The sequence below is a fragment of the Deltaproteobacteria bacterium genome (genome assembly GCA_029860075.1).
Taxonomy (GTDB): domain Bacteria; phylum Desulfobacterota; class JADFVX01; order JADFVX01; family JADFVX01; genus JAOUBX01.
Genome location: JAOUBX010000113.1, coordinates 1 through 11,935 on the forward strand (window position 1 = coordinate 1; position 11,935 = coordinate 11,935).

Sequence of the window (11,935 nt, forward strand, 5' to 3'; positions counted from 1 at the left end):
AAAGACTCTTAAAGAGGTGGTCAATTTCTATAATACCCGCGATATTCCAGGTATGTGGCCACCCCCTGAAGTACCTGAGAATATGGACAGCCAGTTTGTCGGTAATCTTGGTCTTACCGATGCGGAAGAAGACGCCATTGTCGCCTTTATGCTGACCCTCACCGACGGTTATTTCACACCCTAGCAGGGTGAAGTAATATCTATTGTTCTATATTTTTGTGGGTGGTCCGGTGAATGGACCACCCACAAATCCTTATCTGTCACACCCGTGGAGGCGAAAACTCTCCTAAATCAAGTACGCTGGTCATGCTGAGCCCGTCGAAGCATTACTCCTCCGAATCCATAAAATTTTAATTTGACATGATTTACAGGATTAGCAGGATTTCTAAACCCGCAACCTGCAGCAGGTTTTTAATTCTCTTTAGTCACTTCAAACTTTAGGCATTTTAGACACTTCCTTACTCTCCCTGGCTTTCATATTAATCAAAACTATTTACAACAAACCATGATTGATATATATATAACGCAATTAAAAAAAAGGAGAGTTAAATGGGTGGAAAGAAATAACCGATTTAAGACTTGAAAGCCTGAACCAAAAATGGTTTCGGGCTTTTTTGTATGAAAGAACAATAATAGAGATTATGGCTAAGAAGGAATATGATTACGAGAAATGTGGTAGTCAAAAGTGGCTGTTTTTGGCAAAGGAGTCAATAAGGTGAATCTGAATGAAACTCAATAGTATGGGGTTTAAATCGGGAGCAAATGTAGAGAAGGTATCTTTCCAATTTTCTAGGAGGGGAAATTAAGAAGTGAAAAAATTAATTTTAACTATGGCATTAATTATGTGCTCACAGGCAGCAATAGCATTTTCATACACATTGGAAATCTCTGAAGATGAACTTCAGTCCAGAGTATCAGCCATGATGCCTATAGAGAAAAAGAAATTTTTCATAACTGTTGTTTTATCGAATCCTCATATTGATTTAGCTGTGGGAAACAATGAAATTGGAGTCTTTTCTCATATTGAAATAATAGCCCCCGGAGGGATAAAGGGTACAGGCAATGCAAAGATATCCGGCTCATTAAGTTATGATTCTGAAAAGGGGGAGTTTTATTTTGAAAATCCCAAAATAGTGATGTTGGAGTCAGAAAAGATTCCACCTAATTTATTACCAAAAGTTAAGGATGTGGTTCAAGTGGCCGTCAGTCAATTTCTATCAGTAAAGCCGGTTTATAAACTTAAGGATAAAAATATAAAGCAAAAGCTGGTTAAAGCAGTGTTGCAGTCCGTTAGAGTTGAAAGTAACCTTTTATTAGTTGAATTGAGTCTTTTTTAACAGATACGTGCGATATATCATGTGGCCATTTAATCGAGGGAAAGGCCAAACAGATGAAGCGAAAAAGGGCCTCTGCAAAGTACGTGAGTGAAGATCAAATAGAAAAGGTATTAAATGGTTTAGCATTAAGGCATATTCAATATATTCTGATTCTTGTGAAAGAAACTGAGCCTGAAAGTACACAGAAAGTAAATAAGGAAATTGTAGATAACATTTTTTTTAAAGCATAACGCTGATATCGAATCAATGACTGACTATCTCGTTACGGTATTCTATTGGGATCCAATTAACAAAAGGCCCAAAAAAGAACAACGATTAGATTTATCCGGGAGCTTTCAGAAAATTTTAAGGATAACCTTTCAATTATTCATGTGGAATGTGAGTGTCCTGTTGGGTCAATCGGCAATGAGAAACGGCGGAGCTATACAGCACTTATTCCGGAATATAAATAGAAAATCAATAAGTTGTCGTCTTTAAAATATGTAGAGGTCGATTTAATAGCTAATGATATGAATAATGAAATACCTACAGAGTGGACTGATGCCGATTTTGATTCTATGGGTTGGCATGACAACACAATTCACGGCATCAGTATAAGTAATCCATCAGAAGGCTATGACTTCGATTTAACCTTTGAAATTGATTACATTCTTGAGTGGATATCCACGGCAGAAGAACCCTATAAATTTTCTGTGTCACCAGCTACTTTGACTTTTAAGGATGTTGATAAACTTAAATATGACATTGAGCTTGGCTACAAGGAATCAATGATCATAGATGAAATAACGCGGCAAAAGAATCCAGGATTCAATAATTATAGATGGATAATTCATATACAGTCTGTGGGTGGTCGAGATAATAAAATTGAATTTGACGCGTCAGGTTTTAAGCAGGTATTGACTTCAGAACCTTTAATCACTAAAAGTCAGGACTTGGAATCATAAGTAGGGTAGTTTCTCCTAATATAACCAGATAAAGAGGGTAGAAAAAGCGAATGGCAGGCATGTTTATCGGTATTGTTTTTTTCTTATTTTTTAATATTCTTGCACAAAAACAAAGTGTAGTATCTCGTGAACTATTAGAATCAGATCAAAGGCTGATCTATTCAGACTTTGTATCTACTTACGGTTTCAGACTGAAAATACCAATATTAACGATTTTACTGATTGGCATTTCCATTATCTGGATTCTCCCTAAAAACTCAACCTTGGTTTTAGCCGGGGCTGTTTTTTTATCGGGATGTGCACTTATTATTCCACATCGTATAGTATGGAGGAAGACAAAGACAATGGCTTTGCCAGATACATTTTTCTTTCTGAAAAAACGACAGTTTATATTTGAGTATCTCTCCTTTTTTACTTTTGCTGCAGGTATTGTAATTACAGAGTTATTTTTTTAAATCTACAATAAATTTATTACTGTGGTACATAAGTACAGATGATGGAGTCCGAAGTAAAATAGTAATAAATCAGAAAGAGATTGAAGTGAAAGCATTAAAGGACCATCCCAATGATAAAAATATCTTTTTAAAGGGAAGGCGTGAAATGTTTAGATTCAAACGGTTAAAAATATTAGCTTTTATTTTTATCTGTCTTTTGCTATCAGAACCTAATCTCAAAGCAGAGATAGTCCAATTTTCATTACAGGAAATGGTTTCAGCGTCTCAGCTGGTTGTTGTTGGAGAAGTAGTTGACATAAAAAAAAGAAAGCATGTCAGCGAGCAACTGGGACAAGGATATTTAGCAAAGGTACGTATAAAAGAAATATTAAAAAAAGAAAAAACAGAATCTGTTGAACCAGAAATCGGTTTATCGTTTTACCCGGAATCAGGAATTAGTGAAGACCCGGAATTCATTATAAAAGAAAATGTAATTTTATTTTTAAGAAAGCACAAGAAAACTTATGGACTAGTTCAGGGTTTTGCCGGGAGAGTACAGATATGGGATGGCCTTGTTCGTGTTCAGGGCATATATGATGAGCCGGGCGGAGAAAGCGTGGACGTTTTTTTGCAAAAAATCAGGGATACCAAAAGCTGGCACGATGGCTACAGATGATGGAGTAAGGTGCTCACAAGCGAAATAGAAAAGTAGCTCGCATTGTCGGTGCGGTAATGATGAAACTACCAAATAGAACTGGGCACGAACTTTGGACTCGATTTTATTGAAAGAACCAGAGGTACTTTAAAAAAATAGAGAAATCACTCATAAAAATTTATGAAAACGGTTAGGATATTTTTTTATTCACTAGGGCAGGCTATTGGAATAGCTCTTTTTATGATGCTTATATGGACGGCAATGAAGTTATCGTTCTATCTAATCGTTAAAATTGCCCAATATAATAAAGTATTCGCATTAATTCTGGTAATTATGGCTACTATTTTTATGATTATAGGGTATTTCAAATATGTCGAAAATGTTGAGCGAGAAAAGAAGAATGAGTTAACTGGTAGAAAAGAAGAACTTTAGTCACTTCAAATTTAAGGTACTTTAGGCACTTATCTTCCCCCCCCCTGTAACCAACTTGTAATAATCCTGTAATAAAACTGTAACATTTCTTTGAGATAATGCAGACGCTATGAATTTAACTTTCTTCGTTGTCATTATTATTCTCACCCTAAGCGGCTTTCTCCTTGGCCGCAGCCGTTCACTCAAACTGGTTGAGGGTAGGGTAAGAAACCTTCACTCCATGCCCGGTTATTACGGTCTTTATGTGGCTCTCTGGTGTGGAATACCTGCACTTATGCTGGTCGGCGGCTGGCTGGCCTTTGAATCAACAATCATTATGAAAATGGTTGTTTCCGGTCTTTCTCCTGAGATGAAGACACTTTCACCTGACAGGCTTGCTCTTGTTATTAACGACATTCAAAACCTTGCTTCAGGGAATATCATAAGTAAAGATGCCACTGAAGAAGTCCTGAAAGCGGTAGAGCATTTAAAGAGTCTTAAATCGATCAGTTTTGCTGCCATGGCTGTTGTCGGTTTATCCCTTTCCCTTATGGGCCTTGTTCTTGGCCTGAAATATGTTTCCCCAAAATTGAGGGCCCGTAATAAGGTGGAGTCAACAGGAAAAGTCCTGATGATCCTCTGTTCCACAATTGCTGTTTTTACGACTGTGGGAATCGTTCTTTCCGTACTATTTGAAGCCATTCGTTTTTTCGAGTTGATTCCTGTGAGTGACTTCCTCTTCGGTCTTAAATGGAGTCCCCAAATGGCTATCCGACCAGGGCAGGTGGGGGCTTCCGGTTCATTTGGCGTTATCCCGCTATTGGCTGGTACCATGCTTATTTCACTGGTTGCCATGCTGGTGGCTGTGCCTATAGGACTTATGTCAGCCATTTACATGTCTGAATATGCTGCTCCAAAGTTTAGGGCTATAGTTAAACCCTTACTTGAGATTCTTGCCGGCATTCCTACTGTTGTATATGGTTTTTTTGCCGCATTGGTTGTTGCACCTTTTATTAAGGAAAAGGGCGCTCTCATCGGCCTCGATATTTCATCAGGCAGTGCACTTGCCGTGGGCGTCGTTATGGGTATTATGATCATTCCTTTCGTATCATCCCTTACCGATGACGTTCTCAACGCCGTACCTCAGAGCCTGAGAGATGGCTCTTATGGCCTTGGGGCTACCCAATCGGAAACGATAGTCAAAGTTCTACTTCAAGCTGCTTTACCGGGAATCGTTGCCAGTATTCTGCTTGCTGTATCCCGTGCCATCGGTGAAACGATGATCGTTGTTATGGCTGCGGGACTGACAGCCAACCTTACGGCAAATCCACTGGAATCGGTAACGACGGTAACCGTTCAGATAGTGACGCTTCTGGTAGGTGACCAGGAATTCAACAGCCCCAAGACACTGGCAGCCTTTGCTCTTGGCCTTGTGTTGTTTGTGCTTACGCTTTGCCTCAATATTATTGCACTTTATGTGGTTAGGAAATATAGGCAGCAGTATGACTGAGTTTTAAGTGCCTTAAGTGATCTAAAGTGACTAAAATGCCTAAAGTTATGGATAATAAGGAATTTTCGAAGGAGCTGGAAAAGCGAACCAGAAGGTTTGCGGTAAGTATAATAAGACTATCAGCGAGTCTTCCTGAAAATACTGAAAGTAGAGTTATTAGAAACCAGATTACTAAAAGCGGTACTTCAGTAGGCGCTAATTACAGGGAAGCGAATCGATCCAGGAGTAAAGCTGATTTTAAGAACAAAATTAAAATATGTGAAAGTGAAGCGAGTGAAACACAATATTGGTTGGAAGTCATGGTAGATGCAAACTTTTTGCCTTGGGAATCAATAAAAGCAGAATATGAAGAATGCAGTGAATTACTGGCCATATTTACATCAATTGGAAAAAAATAACTTTAGTCACTTTAGATCACTTAAGGCATTTTAGGCACTTTATAAACATGAATTCTGAATTTAGAAAAAAGAAAATTGCAGCAAGACTAAAGAAACGCTATGCCCGAGAAAAAATGTTTCGCCTCACCGGCATTGCAGCTGTTTCTTCAGCGCTTATTATGCTGGCTATACTCTTTAGTTCTATCATAGGCAATGGTTATACGGCTTTCCAGCAGACTTTTATCAAGCTGGAGATTAACTTTGATGCAGAAAAGATTGATCCCGAGGGTACGAGAGATGTGGAAGTGCTATCTCAGGCCAATTATGGCGGGCTGGTTAAGAAATCTCTGCGAGCCGCTTATCCCAATGTTAAAAAGAGGGGTGATAAAAAGAAGCTATACAAGATTATCAGTCCCGGTGCTGCTTTTGAACTGAGAGAGATGCTTCTTGATAATCCGGAGCTTATTGGCACGAAAAAGGAAGTCTGGCTCCCTGCAGATGACGATATTGATATGCTTATGAAGGGGCACATCAGTCGTAATGTCAAGGAGACGGAAAGACGGATTAATGACAAACAGATCGACTGGGTTGATGTGCTTATCGCTAAAGGGGCAATTCGGAAGCAATTTAATACCACCTTTTTTACAAGTGGTGATTCGAGAGAGCCCGAGCTGGCCGGTATCTGGGGGGCCGCTGTGGGCTCTATCTTTACCATGCTTGTCACCTTGATTCTCTCCTTTCCTATCGGTGTGATTACGGCTGTTTACCTTGAAGAATTTGCACCAAAAAACAGGTTTACCGATCTTATCGAGGTGAATATAAATAACCTTGCCGCCGTTCCCTCTATCGTTTTCGGTCTTCTGGGATTGGCTGTTTTTCTTAATTTCTTCGGTCTGCCACGCTCTGCACCGCTTGTAGGTGGGCTTGTACTTACACTTATGACGCTGCCTACAATTATCATTTCATCTCGTGTTTCCCTGCAATCGGTGCCACCATCCATCAGGGATGCAGCGCTGGGAGTAGGCGCTTCAAAGATGCAATCTATTATTCATCATGTGCTGCCGTTGGCTTTGCCCGGTATGCTGACAGGTACTATAATCGGGCTGTCACGAGCCCTGGGAGAGACGGCGCCGCTCCTTATGATCGGCATGGTGGCCTTTATTGTCGATATCCCGGGGAGCTTCTTCGATCCGGCTACCGTACTTCCCGTTCAGATCTATCTCTGGGCCGACAGTCCAGAACGGGCATTTGTTGAAAGAACTTCCGCAGCGATTATGGTATTATTGACTTTTTTGATTCTTATGAATGGCCTGGCTGTCTGGCTTAGAAGCAAGTTTGAGAGGCGCTGGTAGGTAGGAGTGCAGTGCCTAAAGTACTTCAAGTGTCTAAAATGCCTAAAGTTAAAATTCTTTTTAAAAACTTTAGGCACTTCAAACTTTAGGCACTTAAGGCACTTTTTATTATAGGGAGAACTTAATGGCTCACGATGAAAAAATAGAAGCAACGGAAGGGCAGCCTTTCCTCGACGACAAAGAAGCAAGAATCAGATGTCGTAATATTAATATCTTTTATGGTGAAAAACTTGCCATAAAGGATGTAAGCGTAGATATTGGACATAATGAAGTAACGGCCTTCATCGGTCCTTCAGGGTGCGGTAAATCGACTTTTATTCGCGCCATCAACAGAATGAACGATACCATTTCTATTTGCCGTACGGAAGGCAGCATTACAATAGAGGGGGAAGAGATTTATGCACCCCATGTGGATACGGTAGAACTTCGTGCAAGGGTGGGCATGGTTTTTCAAAAGCCTAATCCTTTCCCCAAATCAATTTATAACAACGTTGCCTACGGTCCCCGTATTCACGGAATAGCCCGGAACAAGAGTGAACTTGATGAGATAGTCGAGAGCAGCCTTGAAAAAGCGGGGCTCTGGAATGAAGTAAAGGATAATCTTAGCCACCTGGGCACGGCTTTATCGGGAGGCCAGCAGCAGAGGCTTTGTATTGCCAGGGCCATTGCCGTACAGCCTGATATTATATTGATGGATGAGCCCTGTTCAGCCCTTGATCCTATTGCTACAGCGAGGATAGAGGAACTTATCGATGAGTTGGGGAGCCACTATTCTATCGTCATTGTTACTCACTCCATGCAGCAGGCAGCCAGGGTATCAAAGCGTACCGCCTTTTTCCATCTCGGTAAACTGATTGAGTGCGACTGGACAGACAAAATATTTACAACGCCGGGACATAGGTTAACGGAAGATTATATAACAGGAAGATTCGGTTAAGGAGCCATAAACAAAATGAAAAATATTCTCTTTGTCTGTGTTGAAAATTCATGCCGCTCGCAGATGGCAGAAGCCTTTGTAAAAATGCATGGAGAGGGAGTTGTCCATGTATACAGTTCCGGTTCCAGACCTTCGGGTGTGGTCAATCCCAAGGCAATTGCTTCAATGAAAGAAGTGGGATATGATCTTTCTGCCCATAAATCGATCTCACTGGATGGAATACCGAAAATTGAATATGAATATGCCATTACCATGGGTTGTGGTGATGAATGCCCAATGGTGAAGGCAAAAAACAGAGAAGACTGGGGGATTCCTGATCCCAAACATATGGAACGGGAAGAGTTTGCCGGGGTGAGAGACCTTATTGAAGATAAAGTTAAGGAGCTGTTGAGAAGAATCTAAAGGCTCTTATCATTTCGAACATGGTGAGAAATCTTGAAGCACTATCATAAGTATTGAAATAAAGATTTCTCCCTGCCGTCGAAATGACAGTTTATCGCTTAGAAGCTATTGAAAAGTTTGTGTCAAAAGTTTTGTCAGATGAGGCGACAGAGGAGGGGAAATGCCTAATAAACATATCGTCAAACAGTTTGAAGAAGAATTAAATGAAATCAAGGAGAAAGTCATTCGTCTTGGCGGCATAGTGGAGAAGCAGATTGCCGATGCCATAAAATCCCTTGTAGACCGGGAAAGCCCGCTGGCAGAAAAGGTCATTGAAAAGGACCATGTCGTCAATGGCCTTGAAGTCGATATTGATGAACTCTGTCTCAAGGTTCTCGCCACAAGACAGCCGGCCGCTTCCGACCTTCGTCTTATTACGACGGCCATCAAGATTATTATGGACCTGGAAAGGATAGGTGATGAGGCTGTTAATATATCGGAACGTGCTGTCGAGCTAAACAGGGAGCAGCCCCTAAAACCTTTTATCGATCTTCCGAGAATGGCCGAGGCGTCACAGAAAATGCTCAAAGACAGCCTCGATGCATTTGTTAATGGTGATACGAATCTGGCCGCCAAAGTACTTGCTGAAGATGACTTCGTCGATGATCTTTATAAACAGATAGTGAGGGAACTCCTCTCTTTTATGAGGGAAGACCCACAAACCATTACAAGAGCGATGAAGGTTATGTTTATTGCAAAATACCTCGAACGAATCGGGGACCATGCAACCAACATTGCTGAAGTGGTTATATTTATGGTTAAAGGGAAGGTGGTTCGCCACATGGCGCCTGAGTAAGTAGTTTTTTTGTCATTCCCGCGGGAATCCAAAAAGCACAGTAAATTAATATTTATTTTTAGTTTTATTGCAGAGTCTCTATCTGGAACCCCGCCTTCACTCCAAGGGCACTTTGTCGCTTCGCTCGGGCGTAAGGGGATGACAAGGAAAACTTAACTTAAGATTGAAATTTCATAGATTTTAATCATAAATAAATCAGTGCTAATCTGTGTCGAAAAAATATTGCAAATGCCCAAAATACTAATCATAGAAGACGAGCAGGATATTCAGGATCTCCTTGTTTATAATCTTGGCAAAGAGGGCTTTGAGACAATTTCTGCTATAGATGGAATTAAGGGTAAGGAACTTGCCATTTCTGCGAAGCCCGATCTGATTCTTCTCGATCTTATGCTTCCCGGTTTAGACGGCCTTGAACTTTGCAGGATAATCAGGAATAATGCAGATACGGCTTCAATTCCTGTTATTATGCTTACGGCAAAAGGTGAGGAATTTGATAAGGTGATCGGCCTGGAGATAGGGGCCGATGATTATGTTACCAAGCCTTTTAGTGTCAGGGAGATTGTTGCGCGAGTTAAGGCGCTGCTAAGACGAAGCAGGAAGGAAGAAAGCCGGGAACAGGAACAGTATGAATTTGGCTCATTACGTATCGACCTTTCCACATATGAGGTCAGGGTCTGTAATGAACTTATTAACCTGAGCCCTCTTGAATTCAGGCTTCTTCGTTTTTTCATCAGTCATCCTGAACGGGTATACAGCAGGGACCATCTTCTCGACCAGGTTTGGGGAGACGACGCTTTTGTAGAACCCAGAACGGTCGATGTTCATATCAGGCGTCTCAGGGAAAAAATTGAACCGGAAGGGCCCAGACTCATAAAGACCATCCGTGGAACAGGCTATAAGTTTACTACCAGGGATTCAAGTTGAATAAACTTCGTTATATAAATCTTTTCTTTTTTTATTTCATTGCAGTAATCCTGACCATCATTACTTTTAAGACTATCCATATTGCTGTTGACGATGCAGCGCTTCAAATCATTATTACTCTCATAGCCTCAATCCTCTTTGCTGCATTACTTTCCTACCTTTATTTTTCCGCTATTAAGAATCGACTTGAAAAAATCGCACTCTTTGGAGAGAGCATAAAAAGCGGAAATTTCGATAGATATATGGCGCCTGTATATGATGATGCCGTAGGTTCTGTTGAGAAGTCTTTGGGAGCCATGGCGGGGGAGATTAGAAAAACACTGAAAAAACTTGAAGATGACGTGGGACAGCGAGAATCCGTACTTAGCAGCATGGGAGAAGCTGTTGTCGTTATAGACCGGTCCGGTACGATTACTCTCTCCAATAAGAAAGGGAGAGATCTCTTTGGTGGCGTTCTTGCCGGAAAAAAAATCTCTCTTTTATCGAGAGATCCCATGTTGCTTAGCCTCATTGAAGAGGGAAAGAAAAAATGGACAACCGTTACCGGCGAAATATCGATTTCTGAACCAAAAAATATGATACTGCTTCTTACCATCTCCCCCTTGATAAGGAATATGAAAACACATGGATCGGTCATTATATTTCGCGATATTACCATGCTGAATAAGCTGGAAAATATGAGGAAAGACTTTGTCCTTAATGTATCACATGAACTTAAGACGCCTCTCACTTCTATCAGGGGGTTTGCCGAAACGCTTATTGATGGAGGAATTGATGACAAGGATAATGCCCGACCTTTTCTGGAGATTATCAAGAATAATTCCGAGCGTTTGTCGAGACTGGTGGAAGATCTGCTTACTATTTCCAATATCGAAATGGGGAAGATGAAGCTTAATAAAAGTAAGGTCAACGTAATGAATGCCATTGAGTCGGCAAAAACAATTCTGGAGCCTAAGGCCAAGGCTAAAAAACTGCATATTAAAGTTAGTTCAGATGAATCTTTTACCGTATTGGCAGATAAAGACCGTTTGGAGCAGATACTGATCAACCTTATAGATAACGGTATAAAATTTACCGATACCGGTGGTCTAAAGATTACAGCCTCTGAAAAGGAAGGAATGATAGTATTTTCTGTTGCTGACACCGGTTCGGGAATTCCGCAAAAAGATGTATCAAGGCTGGGTGAACGTTTCTACCGGGTAGACAGCGCCAGATCACGTGATCTCGGCGGTACCGGGCTTGGCCTTGCCATTGTAAAGCATCTTGTCACCTCCATGGGTGGTACACATAAGATAGAAAGTAAGCAGGGTAAGGGGACGACGGTAACTTTTACTCTGCCTAAAGGGTAGAAAGTGATATTTCGGAATTGGATTGCGGATTTTGGATTGAAAAGACCTTTAAAATCTAGAAACATCGGAGATCTCTGAGCAGTTGGACATGAGCTTATAGTGCAACATATTGGTTTCACAGTGCTTTTAAAAAACCTTAGTTTTACCCATAGGTTAAGCGGGCATTTTTGGAAAGTGCTGTGGAATCAAAATTTCTCCCTGCCGTCGAAATGACATAAGTAAAGAATCCACGACCAGAGGACGTGGCCTTGCTTGAGCCCTAAAAGGGCTTGCTTTTCCTTCCCGTTAAAAGGCAGCCGAGTGTAGCCGTTGACTGAGGATGAAGGGCACAAACTGTCTGAGCGAAGCGAGTTTTTGTGCCCGCCGAAGGCAACGGTGGAAGGAGGGGAGTCCCGCCTTGGCGGGACCAAGTTTTAGGGCGGCCTTTCTTTTGTTACTTTTCTTTGTCCGCAAAAGAAAAGTAAAAAT

At 41.1% G+C, this 11,935-nt stretch carries 15 protein-coding genes; all 15 read left to right on the plus strand.

Going from position 1 to position 11,935, the window contains the following annotated elements; genetic code table 11:
- The coding region (locus OEV42_20215; protein MDH3976595.1) for a cytochrome-c peroxidase at positions 1 to 184 on the plus strand (184 nt) is incomplete at its 5' end.
- Between the two features lie 625 nt (positions 185 to 809).
- Positions 810 to 1,337, plus strand: coding sequence for a DUF1439 domain-containing protein (locus OEV42_20220; GenBank protein MDH3976596.1), 528 nt, complete (start codon positions 810 to 812; stop codon positions 1,335 to 1,337).
- Positions 1,338 to 1,390: 53 nt separating this feature from the next.
- On the plus strand, positions 1,391 to 1,567 hold the full coding sequence (locus OEV42_20225) for a hypothetical protein (protein MDH3976597.1): 177 nt from the start codon (positions 1,391 to 1,393) through the stop codon (positions 1,565 to 1,567).
- A gap of 279 nt (positions 1,568 to 1,846) precedes the next feature.
- Positions 1,847 to 2,281, plus strand: a complete 435-nt coding sequence (locus OEV42_20230; GenBank protein ID MDH3976598.1) for a hypothetical protein — start codon at positions 1,847 to 1,849, stop codon at positions 2,279 to 2,281.
- A 50-nt stretch (positions 2,282 to 2,331) separates the two neighbouring features.
- The gene (locus OEV42_20235; protein MDH3976599.1) at positions 2,332 to 2,736 is read left to right on the plus strand and encodes a hypothetical protein; all 405 of its coding nucleotides are present in this window, start codon (positions 2,332 to 2,334) and stop codon (positions 2,734 to 2,736) included.
- Between the two features lie 85 nt (positions 2,737 to 2,821).
- The gene (locus OEV42_20240) at positions 2,822 to 3,391 is read left to right on the plus strand and encodes a hypothetical protein (GenBank protein ID MDH3976600.1); all 570 of its coding nucleotides are present in this window, start codon (positions 2,822 to 2,824) and stop codon (positions 3,389 to 3,391) included.
- A 159-nt stretch (positions 3,392 to 3,550) separates the two neighbouring features.
- A complete protein-coding gene (locus OEV42_20245; GenBank protein MDH3976601.1) occupies positions 3,551 to 3,802 on the plus strand; it encodes a hypothetical protein in 252 nt (83 codons plus the stop codon).
- A 109-nt stretch (positions 3,803 to 3,911) separates the two neighbouring features.
- On the plus strand, positions 3,912 to 5,291 hold the full coding sequence (pstC, locus tag OEV42_20250; GenBank protein MDH3976602.1) for a phosphate ABC transporter permease subunit PstC: 1,380 nt from the start codon (positions 3,912 to 3,914) through the stop codon (positions 5,289 to 5,291).
- A gap of 47 nt (positions 5,292 to 5,338) precedes the next feature.
- Positions 5,339 to 5,689, plus strand: coding sequence for a four helix bundle protein (locus OEV42_20255; protein MDH3976603.1), 351 nt, complete (start codon positions 5,339 to 5,341; stop codon positions 5,687 to 5,689).
- Between the two features lie 47 nt (positions 5,690 to 5,736).
- Positions 5,737 to 7,020: a phosphate ABC transporter permease PstA gene (gene pstA, locus OEV42_20260; protein MDH3976604.1), complete on the plus strand. Its 1,284-nt coding sequence runs from the start codon at positions 5,737 to 5,739 to the stop codon at positions 7,018 to 7,020.
- Between the two features lie 124 nt (positions 7,021 to 7,144).
- Positions 7,145 to 7,957, plus strand: a complete 813-nt coding sequence (pstB, locus tag OEV42_20265) for a phosphate ABC transporter ATP-binding protein PstB (protein MDH3976605.1) — start codon at positions 7,145 to 7,147, stop codon at positions 7,955 to 7,957.
- 15 nt (positions 7,958 to 7,972) lie between these two features.
- The gene (locus OEV42_20270; protein MDH3976606.1) at positions 7,973 to 8,359 is read left to right on the plus strand and encodes an arsenate reductase ArsC; all 387 of its coding nucleotides are present in this window, start codon (positions 7,973 to 7,975) and stop codon (positions 8,357 to 8,359) included.
- 160 nt (positions 8,360 to 8,519) lie between these two features.
- Positions 8,520 to 9,194, plus strand: a complete 675-nt coding sequence (gene phoU / locus OEV42_20275; protein MDH3976607.1) for a phosphate signaling complex protein PhoU — start codon at positions 8,520 to 8,522, stop codon at positions 9,192 to 9,194.
- Between the two features lie 222 nt (positions 9,195 to 9,416).
- Positions 9,417 to 10,118: a winged helix-turn-helix domain-containing protein gene (locus OEV42_20280; GenBank protein ID MDH3976608.1), complete on the plus strand. Its 702-nt coding sequence runs from the start codon at positions 9,417 to 9,419 to the stop codon at positions 10,116 to 10,118.
- Positions 10,115 to 11,467, plus strand: a complete 1,353-nt coding sequence (locus OEV42_20285; GenBank protein MDH3976609.1) for an ATP-binding protein — start codon at positions 10,115 to 10,117, stop codon at positions 11,465 to 11,467. The genes OEV42_20280 and OEV42_20285 overlap by 4 nt, the downstream gene beginning before the upstream one ends.
- Positions 11,468 to 11,935 lie beyond the last annotated feature (468 nt).

Coding starts and splice junctions, on each gene's coding strand:
- OEV42_20270 (MDH3976606.1), top strand. CDS start 7,973: ATGAAAAATATTCTCTTTGTCTGTGTTGAAAATTCATGCCGCTCGCAG.
- phoU (MDH3976607.1), top strand. CDS start 8,520: ATGCCTAATAAACATATCGTCAAACAGTTTGAAGAAGAATTAAATGAA.
- OEV42_20255 (MDH3976603.1), top strand. CDS start 5,339: ATGGATAATAAGGAATTTTCGAAGGAGCTGGAAAAGCGAACCAGAAGG.
- OEV42_20225 (MDH3976597.1), top strand. CDS start 1,391: ATGAAGCGAAAAAGGGCCTCTGCAAAGTACGTGAGTGAAGATCAAATA.
- OEV42_20230 (MDH3976598.1), top strand. CDS start 1,847: ATGAATAATGAAATACCTACAGAGTGGACTGATGCCGATTTTGATTCT.
- pstA (MDH3976604.1), top strand. CDS start 5,737: ATGAATTCTGAATTTAGAAAAAAGAAAATTGCAGCAAGACTAAAGAAA.
- OEV42_20235 (MDH3976599.1), top strand. CDS start 2,332: ATGGCAGGCATGTTTATCGGTATTGTTTTTTTCTTATTTTTTAATATT.
- pstB (MDH3976605.1), top strand. CDS start 7,145: ATGGCTCACGATGAAAAAATAGAAGCAACGGAAGGGCAGCCTTTCCTC.
- pstC (MDH3976602.1), top strand. CDS start 3,912: ATGAATTTAACTTTCTTCGTTGTCATTATTATTCTCACCCTAAGCGGC.
- OEV42_20245 (MDH3976601.1), top strand. CDS start 3,551: ATGAAAACGGTTAGGATATTTTTTTATTCACTAGGGCAGGCTATTGGA.